27 protein-coding genes are annotated in these 25,689 nt (G+C 67.7%); 15 read left to right on the forward strand and 12 right to left on the reverse strand.

Features of this window, described 5'->3' with window-relative positions:
* The first annotated feature begins 70 nt into the window (after window positions 1–70).
* Window positions 71–1,300, forward strand: a complete 1,230-nt coding sequence (locus ACK59X_RS14160; protein WP_409958009.1) for an MFS transporter — start codon at window positions 71–73, stop codon at window positions 1,298–1,300.
* A gap of 1 nt (window position 1,301) precedes the next feature.
* Here the strand turns inward: ACK59X_RS14160 and ACK59X_RS14165 are convergent, their stop codons facing one another.
* Together ACK59X_RS14165 and ACK59X_RS14170 are read right to left on the reverse strand one after the other, a co-directional pair.
* Entirely contained in the window at window positions 1,302–2,159 is an 858-nt protein-coding gene (locus ACK59X_RS14165; protein ID WP_409958011.1) for a pirin family protein, read from the reverse strand.
* Window positions 2,156–2,743, reverse strand: coding sequence for an NADPH-dependent FMN reductase (locus ACK59X_RS14170; protein ID WP_409958013.1), 588 nt, complete (start codon window positions 2,741–2,743; stop codon window positions 2,156–2,158). Before ACK59X_RS14170 ends, ACK59X_RS14165 begins: the two co-directional genes overlap by 4 nt.
* Window positions 2,744–2,872: 129 nt before the next feature.
* On the opposite strand from ACK59X_RS14170, the gene ACK59X_RS14175 reads away from it, so the two are divergent.
* Window positions 2,873–3,823 carry a LysR substrate-binding domain-containing protein gene (locus ACK59X_RS14175; RefSeq protein WP_409958015.1) on the forward strand — a complete coding sequence of 317 codons (951 nt, stop codon included), beginning with the start codon at window positions 2,873–2,875 and terminating at the stop codon, window positions 3,821–3,823.
* 230 nt (window positions 3,824–4,053) lie between these two features.
* Here ACK59X_RS14175 and ACK59X_RS14180 read toward each other — a convergent pair whose 3' ends face one another.
* The 4 genes from ACK59X_RS14180 to ACK59X_RS14195 form a co-directional block, all read right to left on the reverse strand.
* Complete coding sequence (locus ACK59X_RS14180; RefSeq protein WP_409958017.1) at window positions 4,054–4,212, reverse strand: hypothetical protein; 159 nt, start codon at window positions 4,210–4,212, stop codon at window positions 4,054–4,056.
* 230 nt (window positions 4,213–4,442) lie between these two features.
* Window positions 4,443–5,411, reverse strand: a complete 969-nt coding sequence (locus ACK59X_RS14185; protein ID WP_409958019.1) for a porin — start codon at window positions 5,409–5,411, stop codon at window positions 4,443–4,445.
* A 447-nt stretch (window positions 5,412–5,858) separates the two neighbouring features.
* Window positions 5,859–6,416: a tetratricopeptide repeat protein gene (locus tag ACK59X_RS14190; protein ID WP_409958021.1), complete on the reverse strand. Its 558-nt coding sequence runs from the start codon at window positions 6,414–6,416 to the stop codon at window positions 5,859–5,861.
* Between the two features lie 116 nt (window positions 6,417–6,532).
* Entirely contained in the window at window positions 6,533–6,925 is a 393-nt protein-coding gene (locus tag ACK59X_RS14195; RefSeq protein ID WP_409958023.1) for a RidA family protein, read from the reverse strand.
* A 114-nt stretch (window positions 6,926–7,039) separates the two neighbouring features.
* Here ACK59X_RS14195 and ACK59X_RS14200 point away from each other — a divergent pair, with 114 nt between their 5' ends.
* Window positions 7,040–7,963 carry a LysR substrate-binding domain-containing protein gene (locus ACK59X_RS14200; RefSeq protein WP_409958025.1) on the forward strand — a complete coding sequence of 308 codons (924 nt, stop codon included), beginning with the start codon at window positions 7,040–7,042 and terminating at the stop codon, window positions 7,961–7,963.
* A gap of 22 nt (window positions 7,964–7,985) precedes the next feature.
* Here ACK59X_RS14200 and ACK59X_RS14205 read toward each other — a convergent pair whose 3' ends face one another.
* A complete protein-coding gene (locus ACK59X_RS14205; protein ID WP_409958027.1) occupies window positions 7,986–8,216 on the reverse strand; it encodes a hypothetical protein in 231 nt (76 codons plus the stop codon).
* 407 nt (window positions 8,217–8,623) lie between these two features.
* On the opposite strand from ACK59X_RS14205, the gene ACK59X_RS14210 reads away from it, so the two are divergent.
* Window positions 8,624–10,165, forward strand: a complete 1,542-nt coding sequence (locus ACK59X_RS14210; protein WP_409958029.1) for a hypothetical protein — start codon at window positions 8,624–8,626, stop codon at window positions 10,163–10,165.
* A 108-nt stretch (window positions 10,166–10,273) separates the two neighbouring features.
* On the opposite strand, the gene ACK59X_RS14215 is transcribed toward ACK59X_RS14210, so the two are convergent.
* Entirely contained in the window at window positions 10,274–10,732 is a 459-nt protein-coding gene (locus ACK59X_RS14215; RefSeq protein WP_409958031.1) for an Rrf2 family transcriptional regulator, read from the reverse strand.
* A gap of 105 nt (window positions 10,733–10,837) precedes the next feature.
* On the opposite strand from ACK59X_RS14215, the gene ACK59X_RS14220 reads away from it, so the two are divergent.
* The 3 genes from ACK59X_RS14220 (at window position 10,838) to ACK59X_RS14230 (ending at window position 13,402) form a co-directional block, all read left to right on the forward strand.
* Complete coding sequence (locus ACK59X_RS14220; protein WP_409958033.1) at window positions 10,838–11,740, forward strand: NAD(P)/FAD-dependent oxidoreductase; 903 nt, start codon at window positions 10,838–10,840, stop codon at window positions 11,738–11,740.
* Window positions 11,741–11,877: 137 nt separating this feature from the next.
* Window positions 11,878–12,333 carry a fasciclin domain-containing protein gene (locus ACK59X_RS14225; RefSeq protein WP_409958035.1) on the forward strand — a complete coding sequence of 152 codons (456 nt, stop codon included), beginning with the start codon at window positions 11,878–11,880 and terminating at the stop codon, window positions 12,331–12,333.
* Between the two features lie 130 nt (window positions 12,334–12,463).
* Complete coding sequence (locus ACK59X_RS14230) at window positions 12,464–13,402, forward strand: fasciclin domain-containing protein (RefSeq protein WP_409958037.1); 939 nt, start codon at window positions 12,464–12,466, stop codon at window positions 13,400–13,402.
* A 122-nt stretch (window positions 13,403–13,524) separates the two neighbouring features.
* Here ACK59X_RS14230 and ACK59X_RS14235 read toward each other — a convergent pair whose 3' ends face one another.
* Complete coding sequence (locus tag ACK59X_RS14235) at window positions 13,525–14,445, reverse strand: SDR family NAD(P)-dependent oxidoreductase (protein WP_409958039.1); 921 nt, start codon at window positions 14,443–14,445, stop codon at window positions 13,525–13,527.
* 160 nt (window positions 14,446–14,605) lie between these two features.
* On the opposite strand from ACK59X_RS14235, the gene ACK59X_RS14240 reads away from it, so the two are divergent.
* From ACK59X_RS14240 to ACK59X_RS14265, 6 genes are all read left to right on the forward strand, one after another.
* A complete protein-coding gene (locus tag ACK59X_RS14240) occupies window positions 14,606–15,523 on the forward strand; it encodes a LysR family transcriptional regulator (protein ID WP_409958041.1) in 918 nt (305 codons plus the stop codon).
* An 81-nt stretch (window positions 15,524–15,604) separates the two neighbouring features.
* Window positions 15,605–16,183, forward strand: a complete 579-nt coding sequence (locus ACK59X_RS14245) for a lipocalin family protein (protein ID WP_409958043.1) — start codon at window positions 15,605–15,607, stop codon at window positions 16,181–16,183.
* Window positions 16,180–17,202 carry an NAD(P)/FAD-dependent oxidoreductase gene (locus ACK59X_RS14250; RefSeq protein ID WP_409958045.1) on the forward strand — a complete coding sequence of 341 codons (1,023 nt, stop codon included), beginning with the start codon at window positions 16,180–16,182 and terminating at the stop codon, window positions 17,200–17,202. The genes ACK59X_RS14245 and ACK59X_RS14250 overlap by 4 nt, the downstream gene beginning before the upstream one ends.
* Window positions 17,203–17,230: 28 nt before the next feature.
* The gene (locus ACK59X_RS14255) at window positions 17,231–17,389 is read left to right on the forward strand and encodes a DUF2256 domain-containing protein (protein ID WP_305743180.1); all 159 of its coding nucleotides are present in this window, start codon (window positions 17,231–17,233) and stop codon (window positions 17,387–17,389) included.
* Complete coding sequence (locus ACK59X_RS14260; RefSeq protein ID WP_409958047.1) at window positions 17,386–18,744, forward strand: DASH family cryptochrome; 1,359 nt, start codon at window positions 17,386–17,388, stop codon at window positions 18,742–18,744. The genes ACK59X_RS14255 and ACK59X_RS14260 overlap by 4 nt, the downstream gene beginning before the upstream one ends.
* Before the next feature lie 2 nt (window positions 18,745–18,746).
* Complete coding sequence (locus ACK59X_RS14265; protein ID WP_409958075.1) at window positions 18,747–20,285, forward strand: cryptochrome/photolyase family protein; 1,539 nt, start codon at window positions 18,747–18,749, stop codon at window positions 20,283–20,285.
* Window positions 20,286–20,434: 149 nt separating this feature from the next.
* On the opposite strand, the gene ACK59X_RS14270 is transcribed toward ACK59X_RS14265, so the two are convergent.
* Window positions 20,435–20,998 (reverse strand): chlorite dismutase family protein, encoded by a 564-nt coding sequence (locus ACK59X_RS14270; RefSeq protein ID WP_409958049.1) that lies wholly within the window; start codon window positions 20,996–20,998, stop codon window positions 20,435–20,437.
* A gap of 341 nt (window positions 20,999–21,339) precedes the next feature.
* Window positions 21,340–21,984: a TetR/AcrR family transcriptional regulator gene (locus ACK59X_RS14275; RefSeq protein ID WP_409958051.1), complete on the reverse strand. Its 645-nt coding sequence runs from the start codon at window positions 21,982–21,984 to the stop codon at window positions 21,340–21,342.
* Between the two features lie 77 nt (window positions 21,985–22,061).
* Between ACK59X_RS14275 and ACK59X_RS14280 the strand changes: the two genes are divergently transcribed.
* Window positions 22,062–23,174 carry an aldo/keto reductase gene (locus tag ACK59X_RS14280; protein ID WP_409958053.1) on the forward strand — a complete coding sequence of 371 codons (1,113 nt, stop codon included), beginning with the start codon at window positions 22,062–22,064 and terminating at the stop codon, window positions 23,172–23,174.
* 19 nt (window positions 23,175–23,193) lie between these two features.
* Here ACK59X_RS14280 and ACK59X_RS14285 read toward each other — a convergent pair whose 3' ends face one another.
* A complete protein-coding gene (locus ACK59X_RS14285; RefSeq protein WP_409958055.1) occupies window positions 23,194–24,084 on the reverse strand; it encodes a LysR family transcriptional regulator in 891 nt (296 codons plus the stop codon).
* 122 nt (window positions 24,085–24,206) lie between these two features.
* On the opposite strand from ACK59X_RS14285, the gene ACK59X_RS14290 reads away from it, so the two are divergent.
* The gene (locus tag ACK59X_RS14290; RefSeq protein WP_409958057.1) at window positions 24,207–25,661 is read left to right on the forward strand and encodes an MFS transporter; all 1,455 of its coding nucleotides are present in this window, start codon (window positions 24,207–24,209) and stop codon (window positions 25,659–25,661) included.
* Window positions 25,662–25,689: the final 28 nt, after the last annotated feature.

Raw genomic sequence — 25,689 nt, forward strand, 5'->3', positions numbered from 1 at the left:
CACTTTACTGCAAAAGAGTGTTTTTCCACAATCGCCCCATACGGGAAAACCCGCAAACCTCAAGACACCCATGCACATCCAGCCATCCTCCGCCGCCGAGCCCACGCCAGGCACATCACCCACATCCTCCGCCTGGCCGCTGGCCGCGCTTTCCATCGGCGCCTTCGGCATCGGCACCACCGAGTTCGGCCCCATGGGCATGCTGCTCGACATCGCCAAGGGCGTGGAGGTGTCCATCCCCTCTGCCGGCCTGTTGGTGTCCGCCTACGCCATCGGCGTGACCCTGGGCGCTCCGTTCATGACGCTGCTGCTCGGCCGCTGGCCGCGGCGCCGGGCACTGGTTCTGCTCATGGCCATCTTCACGCTGGGCAATTTGCTGTCGGCCATGGCGCCCGGCTATGCCAGCCTGATGGTGGCGCGCGTGGTCACCAGCCTCACGCACGGGGCCTTCTTCGGCATCGGTGCCGTGGTGGCGGCCAGCCTGGTGCCGCGCGAGAAGCAGGCGAGTGCGGTGGCCACCATGTTCCTGGGGCTCACCCTGGCCAACATCGGCGGCGTGCCGGCGGCCACCTGGCTGTCCGACAGCCTGGGCTGGCGCGCATCGTTTGCGGTGATCGCCACGCTGGGCGTGCTGGCCATGGCCGCGGTGCGGATGGCCCTGCCGCCTGGCCAGACCCTGCAGGCGCCCATCGACATCCGCGGCGAGCTGCGCGTGCTGCGCCGGCCGGTCGTCGTCTACGGGCTGCTGACCACGGTGCTCAGCTCGGCCGCGATGTTCGCGCTGTACACCTACATCAACCCCGTGCTCAAGACTTTCGCTGGCGCCACGCCGGGCGAGATCACGGGCCTGCTCGCCCTGGTCGGCGTGGGCTTCACGGTCGGTAACACCGTGGGCGGCAAGCTGGCGGACCGCTCGGTGGACAAGACCCTGGTGGGCTTTCTGCTGCTGGTGGCCGCCAGCATGGTGGCCTTCCCGTGGCTGGCGACCAGCAAGCTGGGCGCGGCCATCGGCCTGGTGGTCTGGGGCACGGCCGCCTTCGCCCTGGTGCCCCCGGTGCAGATGAAGGTGATGCGCTCCGCGGCCGAGGCGCCGGCCCTGGCCTCGTCGATCAACATCGGCGCCTTCAACCTGGGCAATGCCATCGGGGCGGCTGCGGGCGCCATCGTGCTGAGCAGCGGCCTGGGTTACCAGAGCGTGATGCTGGCGGGGGCCGGCCTGGCCGCCCTGGCGCTGGCCCTGGTGGTGTGGTCGGCGCGCAGCCCGGCGGCCGCGCCCCGGCCGGTTGCCGAATGCGCTTGAGCTAACCCAGCCGGCGTTCTTGCCGCAGCTGCGTACCGATGCGTCGGATCTCCGCCTCGCCCTGCGCCAGCGCGGCCTGGCTGGTATGCACCGAGTAGCGGCCCATCACCAGATCGTGCGGGTGCTTCGCGGCCGAACCCAGTACGAAGTGCGTATCGCCCCGGGCCGTGAAGTCGATGGCGCCTGCCGATTCCTCGAACATGGCGAATTCTTCGGCAACCACGGCACCGCCCGGCGCATCCAGCGCGCCCGTCGCCACCGCCACCCAGGCCACGGTGTGGCCGGCGGGCGGCACATAGCGCCAACGCTCGCCATCGCGCAGTTGCACCGCCAGGTAGGCCATGGGAGAGGGCGCCTCGATGGGGCTGGTCGCGCCCCCGTGGCTGCCCAGCAGCACGCGAGCCGGGCCGGCCTGCGGCACCTCGTCTGCCGCCAGGTACTGGCTCAGCGCGGGCGCGTTCTCCAGCGCAGGGGGCAACGCCACCCACAGCTGAAAGCCCAGCGACGGTGCATTGCCCACCGGCGCGCCGGTGTGCCACACGCCATTGCCCGCGCGCATCCATTCCACGCTGCCGGCGTGCAGCTCGCCGCTTTTGCCGGTGGTGTCTTCGTACGACAAGTCGCCCGCGATCAGGTAGGTCAGCGTGGCAATGCCAGAATGCGGGTGCATGCCAAAGCCGCGGAACGCATCGGGCGAGTCCGACGCGAACAGGTCCAGAAAGATGAAGGGCTTGATCCACTCGCCCACATCGCCTGGGCTCACCAGCCGGGTGATGGGCCCGTGCATGCTGCCGCGCGTGCGGTAGGCAATGGCACGGCTTGCATTGGTGACGGGTGCTTCGGCCAGTGCGGTGTTCATGCTGCCTCCCTGGCGGTCTTGAGGGCCTTGGCCCACCAGGCCATGTCGTCCAGCAGGCCCTTGGCCGACTGGGCCAGGTGCGGGTAATTGGCAAAGGCCTTGCCCTCGCGCCACAGGCCCAGAAACTCCACCATGCCGATGTGCACCGCATTGCGCACGGGCGCCATCTGTACCTCCGTGGCCACCAGGCGCAGCTGCTCCACGGCGCGCGCCGCACCCACGCCGCCATAGCCCACAAAGCCGATGGGCTTGCGCGCGAACTCCTTGTACGCATAGTCGAACGCATTCTTGAGCACGGCCGTGGGGCCGTGGTTGTATTCGGCGGTGATCACCACCAGGCCGTCGAGCGTGGTCAGCTTGGCCGCCCAGCGCTGCGCAGCCTCGTTCTTCACCGGCGCCCAGGCGGGCGACAGCGGTTCGTCGAAGAAGGGCATGGGGTAGTCGCGCAGGTCCACCAGCTCGGCCGTGAGGTCGGTGCGCTCGCCAGCGATGCCGTGGAACCACTGCGCGGGCTTGTCGGCAAAGCGACCCTCGCGCGTGGAGCCGATCACTATGCCGATATGGGGCAATTTCGAAATTGTCATGGGTGCTTTCCTTCCTGATGGGTTCGTTACAGGCGCTCTGCGCCCCGATGCCATGAAGATTAGGGCGCACCCCATTGATTGACTAGATGGCACAATTTGATTTCACTCGTCCATATTTATGGTGAATTCATGGCATCGGACACCACCACCGCTTCAGCCGCGCTCGACCTCAACGACATCGCCCTTTTCGTGCAGGTGGTGCGCAGCGGCAGCTTTGCCGAGGCTGCGCGCCGCCTGGGCCAGCCGCCCAACACGGTGAGCCGGCGCGTGCAGCAGCTGGAGGCGCAATTGGGCACGCGGCTCTTGCAGCGCTCCACGCGCAAGCTCACCCTCACCAGCGTGGGCGAGGCCTTCCACGGGCGCTGTGCGGGCGCGGTCGACGGCCTGCAGGAGGCCGGGCAGGAGCTGCGCCTGGGCAGCGGCGAGCCCACCGGCTCCGTGCGCGTGGCGGTGCCGGCGGATTTCTTCGACTTCTTTCCCATGGAATGGATCGCCGGCTTCCTGGCCGCGCACCCGCGTGTGCGGCTCGACTTCGTGCTCAGCGACGCCCGATCGGACCTGATCGCCGAGCGCATCGACGTGGCGTTTCGCGGCGGGGATGTGGGCGACTCGGGCTACGTGGGCCGCCAGCTCTTTGCGGCCCGGGGCGACTGCCTGGTGGCCAGCCCGGCCTACCTTGCCGCACGCGGCATGCCCACCTCGCTGGCCGATCTGGCCGGACACGACGCCATCGTGGCCAGCCACGCGGGCAGCAACAGCGCGTGGCGCCTGGTGGGGCCCGATGGTGCCGTGCACGAGGTGCCGCACACCACCGGCCGCTTTGGCGCCAACACCGCCCAGGCCCTGCGCCGCGCTGCCGTGGCCGGCTTGGGCATTGCGCTGCTGCCTGCCGGCATGTCCCGGCTCGATGTACAGGCCGGCGTGCTCGTGCCTGTGCTGCCCCAGTACCAGCGCAAGGGCCAGAGGCTCACCGTGCTGTACCCCAGCCGCAGGCACCTGCCGCTGGCGGTGTCGGCCTTCATCGCGCTGGTGGTGGACAAGCTCAGTGAGTTGGAGAAGACGCCGGAAGGCCGGTGCTGAAGCGCAAGGCCTTTACCAAGCCGTTACCAAGCCGTTACCAGGCCGTTGGCACGTACCTGGTGCGCGCCGCCTTGTAGCGCTCGACTGCTTCCTGCAGCTGCGCCTGCTGCGTGCAGCCGCTGACCCCACATCCGCTGCCCAGTGTGACCAGGCGTGCCTGTGCCTTGTCGAGCTCGCCCTTCGTCAGGTACAGCTCGCCCGAGTACGCGAGCGCGTTGCGGTGGCGTGGATCAGATGTTCACGTAAGCCTCTTGCAGCACGTCGTCTGCCCAGTTCTCATTGCCCAAAGTCCGCAAGGCCACCGCAAACAGACTCCCGCAGGTGGCCTGGTACAGGGATTTGAAGGCCGCGCGGTCCTGCAGCGCGACGCGCGCCATCAGCTCGGGCAAGTTGGCGTCTGTGGCAATGGGTGGGGCGGTCGGGTGTGCTGAAGCGCAGTGGTCCGTGCGCAGAATTCCAGCGCGGCCGAAGGGAGCAAACTGGGTGGCATCGGCCTGGAAGCGGGGCGGCCCGCCATCGCCCAGGCGTAAAAAAACCCGCACTCCGCAGGGGAGTGCGGGATCAATGGCGCTGTGTCTCTGCCCTCCCACCAGTCAGGGCAGCAGCAGGTGCGATGCCATCAGAAGTTGTGGCGCACCCCCATGGCAAAGGAGCTGAAGTCGTTGCCCGCGGCCGATACGCCGTAGTTGGCGGCCCGGTTGTTGTTGATGCGGGTGTAGTAGGTGTAGATCTTGGTGCGCTTGCTCAGGTGGTAGTTGTAGCCCAGCGTGTATTGGGTGGCAGCGCTGTCGTTCACGCGGGAGTAGTCGCCCGCGCGGCCCACGTTCACGTGAAACTCGGACACGTCCACGATGTAGGCCGCCGACAGGCGCACGTTGGTGCGGTTGCCACCGTTGGCGATGTACGCGTTCTTGTCCCGTTGCACGTAGGCGCCCAGCACGAACGGGCCGGTCGAGTACGAGGCGCGCACGGCAAACTGGCTCTGGTCATCGAGCTTGGAGTAGCCGGCGCCCAGGCCCAGTGCGCCGATGGCGTAGTTGGCCGCCAGGTCGATGCTGTTCTTGCCGCCCGTGCCGTTGACCCTCTCATGCATGGCCCAGCCAGCTTCGAACGTGGCGCCGCCAAAGCTGGGGGTGCGGTAGGCGATCTTGTTCACGTCGCGGGCAGGGTAGGCGTACAGAGCGTCTGCCGACGAGCCGGTGTCGTGGTTGTGGTTGCTGATGAAGTCCGCCGTGGCGTAGTACGACTCCGACGTGAAGTTGCCCAGGCGCACCATGCCGAAGCCGCCCGAGAGGTTCACCTCGCTCTGGCGTGCGAACACACCGCGCGAATCCGTGGCGCCGGTGCTGGAGTCAAAGCCGCTTTCCAGCTGGAAGCCCGCCTTCAGCCCGCCGCCCAGGTCTTCCTGGCCCTTGAAGCCGAAGCGGGAGGAGTTGTTGAACAGGCCGGTCCGGGATGCATCGCCGTCCTTCTGGTGCTCGACCGTGGTGTTGATGCGGCCGTACAAAGTCAGGCTGCTCTGGGCCAGGGCGGCAGAAGTACCCACCAGGGCCAATGCTGCAATAGCGCAGCGGTTCATCGTTTTCATGGGCAAAGATCCCTCCATCAAATTGTGTTTGATAACAAATGGTCACAAGCCGGAGATGGGGGTACCCATTTTCCGACCGTCGCTATAAGCAAATGGTGTGCCTACAGCGTTGTGGCGTTGCACAGCGCAACGGAGGGGGATGCTATGGGGCCAGGGCGCGGGCCGCCACGCGGGTAAATACCGCTGGTCCAAAGGGTTTGTTGCTGAAAACAACAGAAAGCGGGAGTTTTTTGGCCGGATGTGCCGAAGATAGGGCTTTCTCAGGCGCGCGAAGCTGGTGCAGTCTTCGCGTCATGGTGGCGTCATCGATATGTGCGGCCGCCGAAATGGCGCTTTGGCAGGGCAGGCCGGTGGCTGCGCCGGCCGGGCAATCGGCGCAGAGGTCGGGGTGCGGCTCCCCCTGGCCGGGAGCACCTGTCGGCCGGCTGGTGGGCGAGCCTGCCCAGGCTACCAGGTCGTCGGCACGAACTTGTTGCCCGCTGCCTTGTAGCGGTCGATGGCAGCCTGCAGCTGCGCATGCTGCTGGCAGCCCGTGGCGCCACATTCGCCGGACAGGGCGGCCAGGCGCCCCTGTGCCTTGCCGAGCTGGCCCTTCATCAGGTACAGCTCGCCCGAGTACTCCAGTGTGTTGCGGTGGCGCGGGTCGATGCGCAGGGCTTCGTCGTAGTGCTTGCCGGCCGCAACCAGGTCCGGCACCTTGCCGTGGCGCAGCGTGTAGCCCATGAGGTTGTGCCAGTCGGCGCTGCCCGTGGCGTTGACGCGCTTGAGTTCGTCAAGTGCTGCAGACCATTGCAGCGACCGGGTGAGGTAACGCGCCTGGGCCAGCGGATCTGCCACCGGCGCCTGCGCTGCCGGCTGGCTTGCGGGGCGGGTGGGGGCGGGTGCTGGCGGTGGCACCGGAGGCAGGTCGGCCGCCTGGGCGGTGGTGGCGGCCAACTGGATCAACAGGGCCGCGGCGGCGGACAGGGGCATCAGGGTGCGCGTGGTCGGGGTGGTCGTCGTCATGGCGGGTCGTCCCTTGGGTTGTTGGTGCCGCTGCGGTGCAGCGGCGCGCCAGCATGCCCCGCCCCGGGGCTTTGCGCAAGGCCTGAAGCCAGGGCTGCGCGTAACGACCTGTTTGTTCACCCGGGAATGCGGGCGATCACCTTGATCTCGAAGTCAAACCCCGCCAGCCAGTTGACGCCGACCGCCGTCCAGTTGGGGTAGGGCGCGCTCGGGAAGATCTCGTTCTTCACCGCCATCATGGTCTCGAACTGGCTTTGCGGATCGGTGTGGAAGGTGGTCACGTCCACGATGTCGTCCAGAGTGCAGCCGCCGGCCTTGAGGGTGGCCTGCAGGTTGGCGAAGGCCAGGCGCACCTGGGCCTCGAAGCCGGGCTCGGGCGATCCGTCGCCGCGGCTGCCGACCTGGCCGGAGACGAACAGCAGGTCGCCGGACTGGATGGCCGCCGAGTACCTGTGGTTGGCATACAGGTCATGGCGGTCGGCGGGAAAAACGGGTTTGCGTTGGCTCATTGGGGGCTCCATGGGTTGGTTGATGGAGCGACTGTAGTCAGGGATATTGTTTGGATAAAGCGATCATCTCCTGCATCACTGTTTGTAAAATGAGGACAATCAGGAGGATTCCCAGTGGACAGGTTTGACGGCATGCGGGCCTTTGTGCGGGTGGTCGAGTCGGGCAGCTTCACCAAGGCGGCCGACAACCTGGGCTGGAGCCGCACCACAGTGACCCAGCTGGTACAGCAGCTGGAGGCACGCCTGCAAGTCAAGCTTTTGCACCGCACGACGCGCCGGGTCAACGTCACCAACGACGGCGCGGTGTACTACGAGCGCGTGGTGCGCCTGCTGGCCGAGCTCGACGACATCGAAGGCAACCTGCCCGGCGCCCCCATGGTGCCGCGCGGCCTGCTTCGGGTGGACGTGCCCAGCCCGCTGGCCAACATCCTCCTGGTGCCGGCGCTGCCAGCGTTCTACGCGCGCTACCCCGACATCCAGCTCGACATGGGGGCCAGCGACCGCAAGGTCGACCTGATCGGCGACAACGTGGACTGCGTGGTGCGCGGCGGCACCATCAGGGACCAGGGCCTCGTTGCGCGCCATGTGGGTGACCTGCAGTTGGGCGTGTACGCCGCACCCGCCTACCTGGCGCAGGCGGGCACGCCCGCGCACCCCGAGGAACTGCGCGATCCACGCCATCGCATCGTGCGCTACCGCTGGGATGGGGACCTGCCTTACGCCATGCGCAGGGGCCGCGAGACGGCCAAGGTCGGAGGGCGCTACGCGCTCGCCATCGACGACGGCAACGCCTACCTCACTGCCGGGCTGTCAGGCCTGGGCGCGCTCTGGTTGCCCCACTACATGGCCAGGCAGCATGTCGCCAGCGGCGCGCTGGTGCCGCTGTTTACCGACTGGCGCATCGATGCCATGCCGATGTACGTAGCCTACCCGCCCAACCGCTACGTGAGCAAGCAGCTGCGCGTGTTCATCGACTGGATCGTGGAGCTGATGGCGGTGCATGCGCCGCGCCAGCGGGCGCCATCGCCGCTGGCTTGACCGACTGCCGATGCAGGGAGCTTCACCCGCTGCGCGCGGTGCCTGCGGCGCGCTGTTGCTGGCAGATGTTGGTTCCAACCTGGGTCAAATTGAGATGACCCCCAAACCATTCCAGCCATGACAGGTGGACGAGGTCTTCGATGGCTGCATCGGCGATTTCGCTGGCCCGCCTCGCCCGCAAAAGATCGGCAATGAACGGCAGCTCCAGTCGAAGGGCATTTTGTCGGGCCAGTGAAAGCGGCGAATGGGGCATGGATTCTCTCGTCAGTTGCCAATGGAAGAACTGCGTCCGCATTGCGTGGCTGGATTTCCCAGCCACTGGCAGCCATCTTGGCCTACTTCCGTGAATTTGGGGCGTAACCCCAGGAATAATTTCGCTGGCGGGAGATCTTGAACAGGTTCCAAGCTCCTGCAAGGCCTTGGCAGTGGACACTTTGTCCAGCGCTGGCGGGTCCGCGAGGGCTTTCTGCGGGCTAGGGCCTTCTCTTCGGGTTGCCCTGCCTGGGGGCCGTCTGCGGCGTTGCCCGCGCTTGCGAGGCGCAAGCCTTGCTGCGCACGGGCGCCTTGCATCCAGCCCCCAGGCCGGGCAACGCGATCCCCGAAAACAGTGTTAACACGCCCTAGACTTTTGCGGATCTGCAGTAAGGAGAACCTTCTACCGTGACGAAGATGACCGACGCCCCGCCCAGCCCCGAAGAACTTGCCGCACTGGAGGCGCTGTTCAAGGGGGCCGACGCCTACTTCAGCGAGAGCGGCGAGCGCCGCCGTTTCATGCAGACGGCCATTGGACTGAACGAAAGTGACCAGCACCTGCTGCAGTCCGTGCTGGCCGGCAAGCTCGTGCATGGCGAGGCGCTGGCGGGTGCTGAGGCGGCGCACAGCCCTTTGCGCATCGCCAATGCGCTGCTCGAACTCGAAACCAAGGTCAAGAAGAGCAAGGACAAAGTCCTGCTGGACTTCATTTTTGCCCTGTTGCAATCCGGGCGCGTGGCCGAAGGTCTGAACCGGACCTGGTTCTTCGCCTGGGAGCTGTCGCTGGTGCTGAACAAGCACCTCACGCCCGAGCAGGTGCGCTTCATCTGGCTGAGCCGCAAGGACCACTACGCCAAGGAACTGGTGCCGACCTCTGCGCGCGTGCTGATCAAGCACCCCCAATGCCCGCCTGACGTGCTCGAGGCCTTGCTGCCCTTGGACGACGCCATGCTGCGCAAGGGCATCGCCATGCATGCCAACACCTCGCCAGAGATCACCCGCTTCTTTTTGAACAGCCCGCGCAAGTCGGAGCGCCTGAATTTGGCCATGTCGCGCCATGCCGGCAGCGACGTGCTTCTCAGCCTGCTGCAGGACAAGCACGACGAGGTCAGCCGCGCTGCGAAGAAGAATCTGGCCCAGCGCTTTCCGGCGCTGCAGGTCACCGACGCGGCCGTGCAGGCCGCCATCGGCACCCACATCGCCAAGCCCTATGCCAAACCGGCCGTACCCAAGCCTGCCTTCAACCCGAGGGAGGCCGCGAATGCAGGCCACGAGCGCATTCTTGCAATGGACAGCGGCCAGCGCAAACGCGTGGCGGACGCCACCACCGACCCCGAGCTGCTGCGCCTGCTGGCCGCCGACAGCAGCAAGGCCGTGCGCAGGGCGGTGGCAAAAAGGGGGATGACCGGGTTGGATGTACTCAAGACCCTGGCCCAGGACGCGGACACCGAAACCTCGAACAGCGCGCTGAGGGGGTTTTCCAAAGAGGTCCCAGGCGTTGCCGCCGAAGAGTTGCTGGGCGCCGAAATCCTGGATGCAGCCTATCGGGATATCGCCCTGCACGTGGCGCAGAACAGCCATGCCTCCTACGATGAAGAAAAATTCAGTCCGCAACAGAAACTGGAGGTTGCCCGCGCACTGCTGGTGGCCGAGCATACGCACAACCCGTTGATCCAGCGCATGCTGGTCAAGGACCTGGACGCGATTCCCCCTGCCGGCACGGTGCGCTGGGATCTGCTCGCGGCCGCCTCGGCGAACCGGCATCTGTGCGAGGCCGTCAGCCGCCGCATCGTGGTCGATCTCGGGTTCGGCGGCTTCGAGCCCATCGAGCGTTGCAACAGTGCCGCGTTGTTGAGGGAGTGGCTGGTGCCAGGGGCGTTGGAGCCGCACTACCGCTCGACGGCGCAGGCGCGGCTGGTCGAGCTGATGGCGAAGGGCGCGGGCGCGTAGGCGCCGTTCTTCTGCGGCCGAGCCTGTCGATCAGCGGACACTTTGTCCAGCGCGGCTGCAAAAAGATCTTGAACAGGTTCTTACACCGTGATCGACTTGCGTCGCGGTTCAGTGCACTGGACCTCCATGCACCGTCCACCCCTTGGCAGAACACTCCGCATCGAACTGCTTGGCCAGGTCCGCCAATGAAATGGCCGCCAGCCGCGCAATCAGCAGCGCCTCCGCTTGGCGCAGCGCGTCGTCCAGCGCCGCATTGACCACACGCTCCACCGCGCATTCGGGGTTGTCGCTGCCATTGCCGATGGCGAACAGGTGCGGCCCGCCCACGGCATTGTGGATGTCCAGCAGCGTCACCTGGGCCAGGTCGCACGCCATCGTCCAGCCGCCACCATGGCCTTTTTCCGAGCGCACATAGCCCGCCTCGCGCAGGCCCGCCATGGTGCGGCGAACCACCACGGGGTTGGTGCCCAGCATGGTGGCGATCTGCTCGGAGGTGAACGGGGCATCGTGCCGTGCCATGTGCAGCAAGACATGGAGCATGCGCGAGAGTCTGCTGTCGCTTCTCATGAAAGTCTGGTTCCGGTGTGGTCTTGAATCATTGTAAGTTGCATGAAAAGCTGTGCCACGCTATCATGAAACTTCAAAAGTATCATGAATGAAAGGGCTCACACCATGCACTACGACGCCATCGTGATCGGCGGCAGCTATGCCGGCCTGGCCGCTGCCACCCAACTGGCGCGGGCGCGCCGGCGCGTGCTGGTGGTGGATGCCGGCCAGCGCCGCAACCGCTTTGCCGAGCACTCGCACGGCTTTCTCACGCAGGACGGCACGCCCGCGGCCGACATCGCAGCCCAGGGGCGTGCGCAGCTCATGGCCTACCCGACGGCCGATTGGCGCGAGGGCAAGGTGACCGCTGCCGAGCGGGCAGGGCAGGGCTTTCGCATCGAGGTGGATGGGGCGGCATCAACACCCGAGCCGATCGAGGCCCGCCGCCTGGTGCTGGCCACCGGCGTCATCGACCATTTGCCCGAGGTGCCCGGCCTGGCCGAGCGCTGGGGGCGCCACGTCTTCCACTGCCCGTACTGCCACGGCTACGAGCTGAACCAGGGCCGCATCGGCGCCCTGGGCGTGTCGCCGTTTTCCATGCATGTCGCGCTGATGCTGCCCGACTGGGGCCAGGCCACCTTCTTCCTGAACGGCGCCTTCGAGCCCGATGCCGACCAACTGGCGCAGCTGCAGGCACGCGGCGTGGCGCTGGAGCGGGGGCTCATAGCCCGCATCGAAGGCGCCATCGACATCGTGATGCGTGACGGCCGCGTGATCCCGCAAGACGGCCTGTTCACCCTGACCCGTGTGGAGGTGGCCAGCCCCATTGCCCAGGCGCTGGGCTGCGAGTTCGAAGACGGGCCTCTGGGCCGCACCATCAAGACCGACGCCATGAAGGCCACCACCGTGCCTGGCGTGTACGCCTGCGGCGACGCGGCGCGCCAAGGCGGCTCGCTGCCGCTGGTGGTGGGCGACGGCACGCTGGCGGGCGCGGCCACGCACCAGTCGCTGATCTTTGGCGGGCACTGAAAAACGCGCTCATGTATCTGAAAGAAACCAATTGGTCTTAATAAAACTAATTGGTAGAAATAATTACCAAACGGTCATACAATCCGGTCGCGCCCATCTTGGCGTGTGAGTGCATCCCCAAATCGAGGAATGAAATCATGAAGAAGACCCTTGTTGCTCTGGCCCTGACCGCAGGCGCCACCTTCGGCGCAATGGCGCAAGACATCGTCGACACCGCCGTGAAGGCCGGTAACTTCAAGACCCTGGTGGCTGCAGTGCAGGCCGCCGGCCTGGTGGACACGCTCAAGGGCCCCGGCCCGTTCACCGTGTTCGCGCCCACCGATGAAGCCTTTGCCAAGATCCCCAAGGCCACGCTCGACGGCCTGCTCAAGGACAAGGCGGCGCTCACCAAGGTGCTCACCTACCACGTGGTGCCGGGCAAGGTCATGGCCAAGGACGTCAAAGCCGGCAAGGTCAAGACCGTGCAGGGCCAGGAGATCACCGTGTCCACCAACATGGGCGTGATGGTCGACCAGTCCAAGGTCATCGCAACCGACGTCGCCGCCAGCAACGGCGTCATCCATGCCATCGACACGGTGATGATGCCCAAATAAGCATCCAGTTGCGTGCGCGCCTGCCCGTGCATAGCCTGTGCAAAGGCACCGGGCGGCGCAGATTCAAGGGGGCCCGTTCGGAAGGTCCCCTGTCTTTTCATCCACTGTCTGACAGCGAGGAGAGATTCCCATGAATACTGCATTCAACCGCCGTACCGTCCTTCTGGCCGCCGCCCTGGGGGCCAGCACCACCGTGCTCCAGGCCTGCGGGGGCAGCGACGACGAACCCCAGCGCAACATCGTCGAGCTGGCGCAGAACACCCCGGAGCTGAGCATCCTGGTCGAGGCCGTGGTGGCCGCGGGGTTGGCGCCCACGCTGAGCACGGGCAGCCTCACCGTCTTTGCCCCCACCAACGCCGCCTTTGCCGCACTGCTGTCCGAGCTGGGCTTGAGCAAGGAGGCGCTGCTGGCCAACAAGCCCCTGCTCACCGCCGTGCTCACCTACCATGTGCTCGGCAGCCGGGTGGTACGTGCCGATGTGCCTCTGGGCAAGGCCATCACGCCGGTGTCGGGCGGCTTCTTCAAGATCGAGTCTGCCAACGGCCTCAAGATCACCGATGGCCGCAACCGCGTCACCAGCATCACCAGCACCGACATACAGGCCAGCAACGGCGTGGTGCACCTGGTGGACCGCGTGCTGCTGCCGGCGGACAAGGACATCGTTGCCACCGCCATGGCCGTGCCTGACTTCAGCATCCTGGTCGAGGCCGTGGCTGCGGCCGGCCTGGTGGCCACGCTGAAAGGCCCAGGCCCGTTCACCGTGTTCGCGCCCACCAATGCCGCCTTTGCGGCGCTGCTGGCCGAGCTCGGCATGACCAAAGAGGCGCTGCTGGCCAACACCGCCTTGCTGACCCGCGTGCTCACCTACCACGTGGTGCCGGCGCGGGTGCTGAAAGCAGAGGTGCCCGTCAACACGGCCATCGCCACCGTGCAGGGCCAGAGCTTCACGGTCAACCCCAGCCTTGTGATCACCGACCAGAGCCTGCGCACCAGCCGCATCACCGCCACCGATGTGTTTGCCAGCAATGGCGTGGTGCATACGGTGGACCGGGTGCTTTTGCCCAAGTAACCGGCGGCTGGGCAGGTGGGCGCTCGGCACGGCCCACCTGCGCCGCAGGGTGTGGGCATCGCGGTTGGCGTTGGCAGGGCATCGGCACAGGTGATGCAGCTGGTCTGCTGCGGCCCCGCATGTCATGGCTGCATGTTCACCAGATGGCTTGCCATTTCCCACAGGCGATGCGCGTTGGCCGGGTCGACGGCGTAGGGCGCCACCCCGGTGAAGTCCGCAGTGCGCTGGTCCATGACCAGGGCCTCGTTGCAATCCTCGAAGTAGCGGCCACCGATGCCTTGCAGCAACGGTGATGCCGCCAGCAGCACCGACGTAGCGGCTCCTTGCTGCGCTGTCTTGCGGCGCTCGACCGGCGTCTTGAGCCCGCCGGTGTGCTTTTGCAGATTGGTGGCAATGGCACCCGGGTGCAGCGCATTCGCCAGGATGCCCTGGTGCCGCCAGCGGCGCGTCGCTTCCACGGCCATCAGCACGCATGCGGTCTTGGCCTGGGCATAGGCCGCGAGGGGCTCGTACGCGCGAAACCTGAAGTGCAGATCATCGAACACCACAGGCCCCAGCAGTTGCGCGCTGGAGCTGAGCGACACGATGCGCGCCCCCTGGGCTGCCTTGAGCGCTTCATGCAAACCGTTGGCCAGCACGAAATGCCCCAGAAAGTTGGTCGCAAGCTGCAGCTCCCAACCCTGTGCAGTGACTTCCAGGTCAGGGATGGCCATGACGCCCGCGTTGTTCACCAGCATGTGAAGCGGGCCGCTCCACTGCGCAGCGAACCGGTGCACCGAACCCAGCTCGCTCAGGTCCAGTGCCGCGACATGCACGCTGCCCCGGCCGCCCGCGCGCAGGCCGTGCGCAATCTCCTGCACGGCGTCGGGCCGCCTGACGGCCAGCGTCACCTCTGCGCCGGCATTGACCAGCGCCCGGGAGGTCTCCAGTCCAATGCCCGATGCGCCGCCCGTGACGATGGCTCGTTTTCCTGAAAGATCCACGCCCGCGAGTACCTCGCTTGCGGTGGACTGAAAGCTGAAGGGTGTCGTGGTGCGTGCCATGAATGAGCGCCTTGGTGAAAACATGGCGCGAGCTTAGGTGCAGCGCATTGATTTGATAAGTAGCACAATGCTGCATGCTGAAGTGAAATGAATTCATCAATTGCCCGGACTCGTACGGACGTGCGCTGGCTCACATTGGCATCAAGGCACACCAACCTCCATGACACGTACCGAGCTATCCGGCCTGCCGGCCGTAGTCGCCGTGGCCAGGCACCACAACTTCCGGGCTGCCGCAGCCGACCTGGGGCTGTCCGCATCCGCCGTCAGCCACGCCGTTTCTGCGCTGGAGGAGCGCATGGGCGTGCGCCTTTTCAATCGGACCACGCGCAGCGTCGCGCTGTCTGAGGCGGGGCGCGAGTTCCTGGGCCGCATAGCGCCTGCGCTGCGCGAGATCGAGGGGGCCATCGATGCCACCAGTGCCCAGAGCCCACGGCCCACCGGCACGCTGCGCATCAACAGTTCCGAGGCGGCCGCACACCAATTGTTCACCTCCTACCTGCCCGCTTACCTCAAGCGCTACCCCGAGATGCAGGTGGATCTGGTCACGGAAGGGCGGCTCGTCGACATCGTGGCCGACGGGTTCGATGCAGGGGTGCGCTTGGCCGACTCTGTGCCCCAGGACATGGTGGCCGCGCAGTTCGGTCCCGAGCAGGGCTTTGCCGTGGTCGGTGCGCCAGCGTATTTCAAGGGCAGGGCCATTCCCGCCACCCCGCACGAGCTCAGCGCCCATCGCTGTGTCCGCAATCGCCTGGCCAGCGGCGCCATCTGGCGTTGGGACTTCAGCAGGCAAGGCCAGGCCATGTCGCTGGACGTGCAGGGGCCCGTGGCACTCGACAGCAACAGCCTGCGGCTGGAGGCAGCGCTCTCAGGCGTGGGCTTGGTCTACATGAACGAGTGGTCCGCCCGCAGGCAGATCAATGCCGGGCGCCTGCTGCGGGTGCTGCACGACTGGACCCCGTCCATCGGGCGGCTGAGCCTCTACTACCCCGGCCACCGGCATGTGCCGGCTGGACTGAGGGCATTGGTCGATCTGATGCGCGAGCTGGATGCAAAGGCGGTCAAGACCCCGCAGCTGTGAAGCCCCCGGTAGAGAGCTGCCTGACCGCTGGCCATCGGTATTTGATATACCATTCAGTATGTTTTGTGACTGATTGGTTTTATGGCCTCCCAATTCCCCTGGCTACGCCGCGCCGCACTCGCTCTGCTTGCCTCCATGGCATTGGCTCTGGCCGCCTGCTCATCCACCGCCCCGCCGCCGGGCATCACCCCTGTCACGCCGTTTGACCTGGCGCGCTACGAGGGCCGCTGGTACGAGGTGGCGCGGCTCGACCACTCCTTCGAGCGCGGCATGACGGACGTGAGCGCCACGTACCAGCGCCAGGCGGACGGCAGCGTGCGTGTGCTCAACCGGGGCTTTGACACCACCAAGGGCAGCCAGCGCGGCGAATGGCGCCAGGCCGTGGGCAAGGCGCTGTTCACGGGCGATGCGCAGACCGCCTCGCTCAAGGTGTCTTTCTTCGGGCCGTTCTACGGCGGCTACCACGTCGCTGCGCTCGATGCCGACTACGGCTGGGCCCTGGTGGTGGGACCCGACCGCAGCTACTGCTGGATCCTGTCGCGCAGCAAGCAGCTGGAGCCGGGCGTGCGCGAGCAGCTCATCGCCCGCGCCAGCGCGCTGGGCATCGACACCCAGGCGCTGATCTGGGTAAGCCAGCAACGCACCGACCCGCAGCCATGACTGCAGCAACCCGCACCCGCCTGCAGATTGCCGTGGTCGGTGCCGGCCTGGCCGGCCTGTCGTGCGCGCAGGCACTGCTGCAGGTCGGCCACGCCGTGCATCTGCTGGACAAGAGCCGGGGCCCCTCGGGCCGCATGGCCACCCGGCGGGCCCAAGACGATGCCACCGCTGCCTGGCAATGCGACCATGGCGCCCAGTATTTCACCGCGCGCGACCCTGCCTTTCGCGCCGAGGTGGCACGCTGGCAGGCAGCCGGCGTGGCTGCGCCATGGCCTGCACGCCTGGCCAGCTTTGACGGCATGGCCTGGACCACGCCGCACACCCCGCTGGAGCGCTTTGTGGGCACGCCGCGCATGACCGCGCCGGCCGCCTGGCTGGTGCAGGGCTTTGGTCACCACGCGGCCACGCAGTGGCAGACCACCGTGCAGCGGCTGCAGCGCACCGGCGATGGCTGGGCCATCGCCTCGGCAGAGCAGGGCCTGCGCGCGGCGCGCTATGACCGCGTGGTGCTGGCCATGCCGGCGCCGCAAGCTGCGGCCTTGCTCGCACCGGTGGCGCCCGATGGCGCTGCCCTGGCCGCCAGCGCCCGCATGCGCGGCAGTTGGGCGGTGATGCTGCGCTATGCCGCGCCCGTGGCCATGCCCTGGGATGGCGCCTTCGTCAACGCCGGCCCGCTGCGCTGGGTGGCCCGCGACAGCAGCAAGCCCGGTCGCACCGGGCCCGAGACCTGGCTGCTGCACGCCAGCCCCGAGTGGAGCGAGGCGCACATCGAAGACAGCGCCGAGTCGGTCACCGCAGCCCTGCTGGCTGCATTCACCGCACTGGGCGGGACGCCGCCCGTGGCCGCCACGGCCCACCGCTGGCGCTATGCCGACACCGAGCCCGCACTGCAGCAAGGCTGCTGGTGGAGCAGCACCCTGGGCCTGGGTGTTTGCGGCGACTGGCTGCACGGCGGCAAGGTCGAAGGCGCCTGGCTCAGCGGCCGCGCGCTGGCGCACCAGATGCTGCAGCCCGCCTGAACCATAGACCCCCTCCATCGAGCCCGCCATGCGCATGCGCAAGAAGCACGACCTGCCGCAGAAAACCTGCCTGCACTGCGGCCTGCCCTTCACCTGGCGCAAGAAGTGGGAGAAGGTGTGGGACGAGGTCAAATACTGCTCCGACCGCTGCCGCAACGAGCGCAAGCGCGCCGGGGGCACGCCATGACCACCCCCTGCACCGCGATCTTCTGGTTTCGCAGCGACCTGCGCCTGCACGACCAGCGCGCACTGGCCGCTGCCCTGGGCAGCGGCGCCACCCACCTGGTGCCCGTGCACTGCCAGCCCCCGGCCGACGAGGCCACGCCCTGGGGCTTTGCCCGCAAGGGCCCGCACCGCCTTGCCTTCAAGGGCGCTGCGCTGCGCGACCTTGCGGTCGGCATGGCCCGGCTGGGCAACCCCTTGCTGCAGTGCCAGGGCCAGCCCGCTGCCGTGCTGCCCGCGCTGGCCCGCGCCGTGGGCGCCACCACCGTGGTGTGTGAAGAGATTGCCGCCCCCCATGAGCAGGCCGAGGTGGCCGCCCTGCGCGCAGCCGGCCTGCAGGTGCAGACCGTGTGGCACAGCAGCCTGCTGCAGCCCTGCGATCTGCCCTGGCCCGTGGGCGACCTGCCTGGCGTGTTCACCACCTTTCGGCAGGCGGTGGAGCAGGCCGGCATCCAGCCACCGCAGCCGCTGCCGGCGCCTGCGGCCTTGCTGCCGCCGCCCGCCGCGCTGACCGATGCGGTGTGGCAAGAGGTCGTGCACACGGCCGGTGCCGTGGGTGCGGCGCAAGGGCAGGGCGGGCCCGGTGGCGGAGTCGGGGTGGGCGAGGGCGCAGGCTGCGACATGCGCTCTTCCTTCCCCTATGGCACGCCCGCCTGCGATGGGGGTGAAACCGCCGCGCTGGCCCATGTGCAGCAGTACCTTGCCAGCGGGCAAGCCCACACCTACAAGGCCACCCGCAACGGGCTCACGGGCTTGGGCTACTCCAGCAAGTTCTCGCCCTGGCTGGCCACGGGCGCGCTCTCGGCCCGGCATGCCATGGCCGCGCTGCGCCGGTTCGAGGCCGCGCACGGCGCCAACGAGGGCACCTACTGGCTCTGGTTCGAGCTGCTGTGGCGCGACTATTTTCGGCTGCTGCACCTGCAGCACGGGCGCACCCTGTACCGTGCGCGCGGCCTCTCGGCCCAGCCGCTGGCGCCCCACAACGCAGCCGGGTTCGCGCGCTGGTGCGCTGGCGATACGGGCGAGCCGCTGGTGGACGCAGCCCTGCGCGAGCTGGCCGCCACCGGATACCTGAGCAACCGCCTGCGCCAGGTGGCCGCCAGCTACCTAATCCACGAGCTGCAGGGCGACTGGCGCGCGGGCGCCGCCTGGTTCGAATCGCAACTGGTGGACTACGACCCCTACAGCAACCAAGGCAACTGGCTGTACATCGCCGGGCGCGGCACCGACCCGCGTGGTGGCCGCCGCTTCAACCCCGCCAGGCAGGCGCAAGAGCACGATGCCGACGGCAGCTACCGCCGCATGTGGGGCACGGCGTGAGCATTGCACAAGCCCACACCCTGCGCCTGGTGCTGGGCGACCAGCTCAACCCGCAGCACAGCTGGTTTGCCACGCGCGATGCCGGCGTGGTCTATGTGCTGATGGAGGTGCGGCAAGAGACCGATTACGTGCTGCACCATGCGCAAAAGATCCTCGCCATCTTTGCCGCCATGCGCGATCTGGCGCGCCACCTGCGCAGCGACGGGCACCGTGTGCGCTACGTGGCCATCGACGACGCCAGCAACCGCCAGTCCGTGCCCGGCAACCTGGCCGCCCTCATGGCGCACTATGGCGCCCAGCGGCTGGAGTACCAGCACCCCGATGAGTGGCGGCTCGATGCGCAACTGCACCAGTGGTGCGCAGAGCAGCCCTTTGCCACGCAGGCGGTTGGCAGCGAGCACTTCTACACCAGCCGCAGCGAGGTGGCCGAGGTGTTTGCGGGCCGCAAGCAGTGGCTCATGGAGCACTTCTACCGCCGCATGCGCCAACAGCATGGCGTGCTGATCGACGAGGCCGGCGAGCCCGAGGGCGGCCAGTGGAACTACGACCACGACAACCGCAAGCCCTGGCCCGGTACCCCGGCCACGCCGCCCGATGCGCGGCCCGTGCACGACCACAGCGCCCTGTGGGCCACCATCGTGGCCGCCGGCGTGCAGAGCTTTGGTAACCCGCAGGCCGCGCAGCTGCGCTGGCCGCTGAACCGGGCCGAGGCCCTGGCCGCGCTCGACCACTTCATTGCCACCACCTTGCCGCACTTTGGCGAGTACGAAGACGCCATGAGCACGCGCAGCCCGCACCTGTTCCACTCGCTGCTGTCGTTCGCCCTCAACACCAAGATGCTGCACCCGCGCGAGGTGGTGCAGCGCGCCCAGGCCGCATGGCAGGCAGGCACCGCGCCACTGGCGGCGGTGGAAGGCTTCATCCGCCAGATCCTGGGTTGGCGCGAGTACGTGCGCGGCATCTACTGGGCCCACATGCCCGGCTACGACGGGCGCAACGCCCTGGGCCACAGCACCCCACTGCCACAGTGGTTCTGGAGCGGCGACACCCGCATGCGCTGCCTGCAGCATGCCGTGGGGCAATCGCTCGATGGTGCCTACGCCCACCATATCCAGCGCCTCATGGTCATCGGCAACTTTGCCCTGCTGGCCGGGCTGGACCCTGCAGCCGTGCACCGCTGGTACCTCGGGGTCTACATCGACGCCTTCGAGTGGGTGGAGCTACCGAACACGGTAGGCATGAGCCAGTTTGCCGACGGCGGCCTGCTGGCCACCAAGCCCTATGTCAGCAGCGCCGCCTACATCGACCGCATGGGCGACTACTGCAAGGGCTGCCACTACGACAAGAAGCTGAAGGTGGGCGAGCGCGCCTGCCCCTACAACGCCTTGTACTGGGACTTCTTTGCCCGCCACGAAGCCAACTTGGGCAGCAACTTTCGCCTGGGCATGGTGTACCGCCAGTTGCAGAAGATGCAGGGCCCGCAGTTGCAGGCCCTGCGTGCGCATGCCAGCCAATTGCGCGCGGATCTGGACGCGCTGTGAACGTGCAGTGTGGTGCGACCGGCCAGTGCTATGTCCCGTAAACAGATGCCATCCATAAAACCGATGGATTTCGCGCCAGGGAGAGGCGCAAACCGCAGCGATCGCCATAGACGGCCTTGAGCAAGCACTCGGCGCACATGGATTTCCAGTCAGCGACGACCCTGGGCCGTCACCAGACGAAGCTCCAGCTCACGCTCCACATAGTCCCACTCATGCGTGGACCGAAGGCGACGGAGCAATTCGTCGAAAGCACTTTCTTGATCCGGTGCAAACTCAAACCAAGTCAGAAAATCGAAAGGCTGCTCGCCAGGGAGGTCGCGGCAGTGATGAAGTCGGCGCGCAACCGCTGGAAGGTACTCCATGCCGATCGCGATGTGCCGCGAGTCTTCTTCGATGATGGCCCGGCGCTGGTCTTGCGCCAAGGACCACCACTTCGCAGACTTGCGAATGGGGATGAGCACGGCATGGGATGCGCCGGCACGACCGAGTGGCGCCTGCCGTGCAGCAAGCCCGACCCGCTCCTCTTCGGTCACATATCGCTCGTTGCTGACCACACCACGAAGCTGCCAGGAGGTCTGCGCTGCGACAACGGTGTCATCCACCCTGACATCCAGGTAATTGGCCTTTGCAAGCTGCTCGCCACGCACTGGCACCATCCGTTCAATCCGCCAGTTGCCTTGCGCGCCCCCATTGAAGATGTAATGCCGGTTCAAGGATTCCTCTTGCCTGAAGTTGCTCCATAGCCAAGCAAAATTCGAGCCATTGCCCCTGCAGGGAGGCTGTCGGACTTGGAAATCGTCGGCTGCAAATCGGCCGCAGCGGTCCATTTTTCACCGTCTTTTTGCCCCATAGCCTGGCTATGGGGCTGCAAATCCGGCAAAAACTGTCCTCGCTGGGGCCGATTTTCGCTTTCGACGCTCCAAGTCCGACAGCCTCCTAGAGGGCAACTCCTCCTCATCTGCGATCACTTCGCGCAGAGGGTCGACCACAGCGACGACCTTGCTTGGGTTCTGCGGCTAGACCGCATGAGGGTTCCCCAAGAGGCAAAGCGGGCTCAATGGTCCGCCGCGTCAGCCCCCTCGCGACCCGGCCACGCCTGCATCGCCGTGGCGGCCACGCGCAGCAGTTTCTCGCGCGGCGCGCCGTCGCGTGCCAGCGTCGATATGCCCTGTATCACCGCCATCACATGCCCGGCCAGGGCATTGGCGTCGGCGCTGCGCGGGAGTTCGCCGCTGGCGATGGCCTTGGCGATGCGCTGCTCCAGCATGGCCTCGATGCCACGGCGCATGCCGGCGAGGGTTTCCTTGACCTCGCTGGCCGCATCGGAGCAACTGATGGCCGAGCTGGCCAGCAGGCAGCCGGCCGGCGTGTCCGCCCCCCTGGAGCCGATGGCCGCCGCCTGCAGCCGGCCCCAGGCGGCATCGCGCGCCGTGGCCGCGCCGTCGATGATGCCCTGCGAGGTGACCGGGCCGCCGGACACATAGCGCTCCACGGCCGCCAGAAACAGCCCCTTTTTGTCGCCAAACACCGTGTAGATGCTGGACGGCGTGACCCCCAGCGCAGTGGTCAGGTCGTTGAGCGAGGTGGCATAGTAGACATGCTGCCAGACCAGCTGCATGGCTTGGTTCAGCGCCACGTCCCGGTCGAACGACAGGGGGCGGCCTTTGCGGCGCCGGGCCGTGGGTTCCTTTATTTTCATAGTGAGCACTATGAAATCGATTGCCCGGTTTGGCAAGGGCTGTTATATTTTCCTATCAACCACTAGGAAATTCATCCATGTCCCTCACCGACTACCGAACGCTGGGCCGTTCGGGCCTGGCCGTCAGCCCCCTGGCGCTGGGCACCATGACCTTTGGCGCGCCGCGCTGGGGTTCGGGCGAGGACGCCTCGCGCAGGGTGTTCGACGCCTATGTGGAGGCCGGCGGCAACTTTGTGGACACGGCCGACGTGTACTCCAGCGGTGCCAGCGAGGAGATGCTGGGCGGCTTCATCGCCGGGCGCGGCCTGCGCGAGCGCATCGTCATCGCCACCAAGGCGGGCTTTTCGGCAGGGCAGGGGCCGCATGCCGGAGGCAACGGCGCCAAGCACGTGCATGCCGCGCTGCACGGCTCGCTGCGCCGCCTGCAGACCGACCATGTGGACCTGTACTGGGTGCATGTGTGGGACTCGGCCACGCCGGCCGAGGAACTGCTGGAGACCATGGCCGCCCTGGTGCGCAGCGGCAAGGTGCGTTATTGGGGCGTCTCCAACGCACCTGCCTGGTACGCCGCCCAGTTGGCCACGCTGGCTGCCGTGCGGGGCCTGCCCCGGCCCATCGGCCTGCAGTATTTCTACTCGCTGGCCAACCGCGACATCGAAGCCGAGCACGTGCCCCTGGCCGGCGAATTCGGCATGGGCATCGTGCCCTGGAGCCCGCTGGCCTTCGGCTTTCTGGCGGGCAAGTACGACCGGGCCACGGTGGAGGCCGGCACACCCCGCGCAGGCGGCCTGCCGCGCGAAGTGGCTGCGGCCAGTGAAGAGCGCCCGGCCGGCGACAAGCGGTTGGACGGCGCCAACCCGTTCGGCGATTCCCTCTTCACCGAGCGCAACTGGGCCATTGTCGATGTGCTGCGCCGCGTGGCCGCCGAAGCCGGGCAAACCCCCGCGCGCGTGGCCCTGGCCTGGGTCACCGGGCGGCCTGGAATCACCTCCACCCTCACGGGCGTGAGCCGGGTGGAGCAGGTGGCCGACAACATGGCCGCGCTGGATGTGGTGCTGTCGCCAGAGCACCGCGCGGCGCTCGACGAGGTGAGCGCATCGCCGCCGCGCATGCTCTACCACCTGTTCACCCCGGCGGCGCGCCAGCAACTGGTGTCGGGCGGCAATATGGTCGCGCCCTGGCGCCCTTGAGCCGCAGCGCGCCGGCTCGCTACGCTGCGCAGACCTCCTGCACCAGCCCCCGCAACCACTGGTGCACCGGGTCCGCATGCAGGCGCGGGTGCCACAGCAGCGACACGGTGATGGGCGGCACCGCCACCGGCAGGGCAAAGGTGTGCAGGCCCGCGCGCAGGCCGGCGGTGTGCCGCTCGGGCACGGTGGCGATCAAATCCGTGGCGCGGGCCAGCGCCAGTGCGGTGGCAAATCCGCTCACGATGGTGGCGATGTCGCGCTCCAGGCCCAGCGGGCCCATCACCTGCTCGATGGGCCCTTGCTCCAGCCCGCGGCGTGATACGGCGATGTGCCGGCCGGCCGCGTAGCGCTTCGTGGTCACCTTGCCCTTGCCCAGCGGGTGCCCTGCGCGCACCACGCCCACGAAGCGGTCACGCAGCAGCGCCTGCACCCGCACCTCGGGCCCCATGGCGGGGCCGAGCACGCCGGTCTCCAGGTCCACCTCGCCATCGCGCAGCGGGGTGCTGTCCTTGTCGGGCTTTTGCACGAAGCGCAGGCGCACACCGGGGGCCTCGGCCGCCACGCGCGCGAGCAGCGCAGGGCCGAAGGTTTCCACAAAGCCATCGCTGGCGCGCAGGGTGAAGGTGCGCGCGATCTGCGCCAGGTCTGGCGCCTCGATGGGGCGCAGCACGGCCTCGGCGTCGTGCACCAGTTGGGCGACACGCTCGCGCAGTTCCAGCGCCCGGGGCGTGGGCACCAGGCCGCGGCCGGCGCGCACCAGCAGCGGATCGCCGACCGTTTCGCGCAGGCGCGCCAGCGCCCGGCTCATTGCCGATGGGCTCAGGTGCAGGCGCCTGGCGGCGCGTGCCACATTGCCTTCGGCCAGCAGCACATCCAGGGTGACGAGCAGGTTCAGGTCGGGGCGGGTCATGCACCCATTGTCTGATTTTGGCATGGCGTCTGGTGCACTGATGCAATGCAAATGCTGCGCCTTCCGCCATGGCTGGCAAATGCCTACGCTCGGTGTACCGATCCGATGTCTGCCACCGCACCATGACCACCGCCACAGCCAAGCCCCTTGCTTCTCCCGCTGTACCGCGCGGCGTACTGGCCGCCCTGGGCCTGGCCACGCTGCTGGCCTCGCTGGGCACCAGCATCGCCAATGTGGGGCTGCCCACGCTGGCGCAGGCCTTTGGCGCCAGCTTCCAGCAGGTGCAGTGGGTGGTGCTGGCCTACCTGCTCGCGACCACCACGGCCGTGGTCGGCGTGGGGCGGCTGGGCGATGTGCTGGGGCGCCGGCGCCTGCTGCTGGCGGGGCTGGCGTTGTTCACCGGCGCATCGCTGCTGTGCGCGCTGGCGCCATCGCTGCCCTGGCTGGTGGCTGCGCGCGCCCTGCAGGGCCTGGGCGCCGCGGCGATGATGGCACTCAGCATGGCCCTGGTGGCCGATGCCGTTCCGCCAGAGCGCACGGGCCGCGCCATGGGCCTCTTGGGCACCTTGTCGGCCGTGGGCACGGCGCTGGGGCCCACGCTGGGCGGGGCGCTGATTGCGGGCTGGGGCTGGCCAGGGCTGTTTGCCGTGAACCTGCCGCTGGGGGCCGCGGCCTGGTGGCTGGCGCGCCGCACACTGCCTGCAGACCGCATCGGCGCAGGCACACAGCGCCCTCGCTTCGACATCGCGGGCATGATGCTGCTGGCGGCCACGCTGGCCGCCTATGCCCTGGCCATGACGCTGGGGCACGGCCGCTTCGGCATGCTCAATGGCGCATTGCTGGCGGGGGCCTTGCTGGGCCTGGTGCTGTTCATCCATCTGCAGCGCGGGGCAGGGCGGCGCGGTGTGGCAGCCATGGTTCCGCTGGCCCTGTTCCAGGGGCCGGCAGTGGGCGCGGGCTTTGCCATGAGCGCGCTGATCACCACCGTGGTCATGGCCACGCTGGTGGTGGGCCCGTTCTACCTGGCAGGGGCTCTGGGGCTGGCCCCGGCCCAGGTGGGGCTGGCCATGTCGTGCGGGCCCCTGGTCTCGGCCCTGGCGGGTGTCCCGGCGGGCCGGCTGGTGGATCGGTTGGGTACGCAGAGTACCGTGGTGGCGGGGATCCTGGCAATGGCCGCGGGGGCGGTGCTGATGGTGCTGCTGCCCGGAGTGTGGCCGGCACTCGGTGTCTCGGGCTATGTGGCGCCGCTGGTGGTCCTTACCGCCGGGTATGCGCTGTTCCAGGCGGCCAACAACACAGCGGTCATGGCCGGTGTCGGTGCACCGCGCGGCGTGGCGTCCGGCCTGCTCAACCTCTCGCGCAACCTGGGGCTGGTCACTGGCGCCTCGGCCATGGGGGCCGTGTTCGCCTGGGGGGCTGGTGTGCAGGCCGGGCAGGGCGCTGCCATGGCGCAGCCCGGTGCGGTACTGGCCGGGCTGCAAGCCACCTTCGGCATGGCCGCGGTGCTGGTGATGGGGGCGCTGGCGATTGCGCTGGTGGCGGCCCGTTCGCAGCGGGAGCCTCGCGCCGTGCGATGAGTCTGTGCATGCACTGGCTCTTCAAAAT

This window comes from Acidovorax sp., from assembly GCF_046339755.1.
GTDB lineage: Bacteria > Pseudomonadota > Gammaproteobacteria > Burkholderiales > Burkholderiaceae_C > Acidovorax.

Excerpts from the sequence above, each read along its gene's own strand:
- ACK59X_RS14160 (WP_409958009.1), top strand. The coding sequence starts at position 71 with ATGCACATCCAGCCATCCTCCGCCGCCGAGCCCACGCCAGGCACATCA.
- ACK59X_RS14165 (WP_409958011.1), bottom strand. The coding sequence starts at position 2,159 with ATGAACACCGCACTGGCCGAAGCACCCGTCACCAATGCAAGCCGTGCC.
- ACK59X_RS14170 (WP_409958013.1), bottom strand. The coding sequence starts at position 2,743 with ATGACAATTTCGAAATTGCCCCATATCGGCATAGTGATCGGCTCCACG.
- ACK59X_RS14175 (WP_409958015.1), top strand. The coding sequence starts at position 2,873 with ATGGCATCGGACACCACCACCGCTTCAGCCGCGCTCGACCTCAACGAC.
- ACK59X_RS14185 (WP_409958019.1), bottom strand. The coding sequence starts at position 5,411 with ATGAAAACGATGAACCGCTGCGCTATTGCAGCATTGGCCCTGGTGGGT.
- ACK59X_RS14190 (WP_409958021.1), bottom strand. The coding sequence starts at position 6,416 with ATGACGACGACCACCCCGACCACGCGCACCCTGATGCCCCTGTCCGCC.
- ACK59X_RS14195 (WP_409958023.1), bottom strand. The coding sequence starts at position 6,925 with ATGAGCCAACGCAAACCCGTTTTTCCCGCCGACCGCCATGACCTGTAT.
- ACK59X_RS14205 (WP_409958027.1), bottom strand. The coding sequence starts at position 8,216 with ATGCCCCATTCGCCGCTTTCACTGGCCCGACAAAATGCCCTTCGACTG.
- ACK59X_RS14215 (WP_409958031.1), bottom strand. The coding sequence starts at position 10,732 with ATGAGAAGCGACAGCAGACTCTCGCGCATGCTCCATGTCTTGCTGCAC.
- ACK59X_RS14220 (WP_409958033.1), top strand. The coding sequence starts at position 10,838 with ATGCACTACGACGCCATCGTGATCGGCGGCAGCTATGCCGGCCTGGCC.
- ACK59X_RS14225 (WP_409958035.1), top strand. The coding sequence starts at position 11,878 with ATGAAGAAGACCCTTGTTGCTCTGGCCCTGACCGCAGGCGCCACCTTC.
- ACK59X_RS14230 (WP_409958037.1), top strand. The coding sequence starts at position 12,464 with ATGAATACTGCATTCAACCGCCGTACCGTCCTTCTGGCCGCCGCCCTG.
- ACK59X_RS14235 (WP_409958039.1), bottom strand. The coding sequence starts at position 14,445 with ATGGCACGCACCACGACACCCTTCAGCTTTCAGTCCACCGCAAGCGAG.
- ACK59X_RS14240 (WP_409958041.1), top strand. The coding sequence starts at position 14,606 with ATGACACGTACCGAGCTATCCGGCCTGCCGGCCGTAGTCGCCGTGGCC.
- ACK59X_RS14245 (WP_409958043.1), top strand. The coding sequence starts at position 15,605 with ATGGCCTCCCAATTCCCCTGGCTACGCCGCGCCGCACTCGCTCTGCTT.
- ACK59X_RS14250 (WP_409958045.1), top strand. The coding sequence starts at position 16,180 with ATGACTGCAGCAACCCGCACCCGCCTGCAGATTGCCGTGGTCGGTGCC.
- ACK59X_RS14255 (WP_305743180.1), top strand. The coding sequence starts at position 17,231 with ATGCGCATGCGCAAGAAGCACGACCTGCCGCAGAAAACCTGCCTGCAC.
- ACK59X_RS14260 (WP_409958047.1), top strand. The coding sequence starts at position 17,386 with ATGACCACCCCCTGCACCGCGATCTTCTGGTTTCGCAGCGACCTGCGC.
- ACK59X_RS14275 (WP_409958051.1), bottom strand. The coding sequence starts at position 21,984 with ATGAAAATAAAGGAACCCACGGCCCGGCGCCGCAAAGGCCGCCCCCTG.
- ACK59X_RS14280 (WP_409958053.1), top strand. The coding sequence starts at position 22,062 with ATGTCCCTCACCGACTACCGAACGCTGGGCCGTTCGGGCCTGGCCGTC.
- ACK59X_RS14285 (WP_409958055.1), bottom strand. The coding sequence starts at position 24,084 with ATGACCCGCCCCGACCTGAACCTGCTCGTCACCCTGGATGTGCTGCTG.
- ACK59X_RS14290 (WP_409958057.1), top strand. The coding sequence starts at position 24,207 with ATGACCACCGCCACAGCCAAGCCCCTTGCTTCTCCCGCTGTACCGCGC.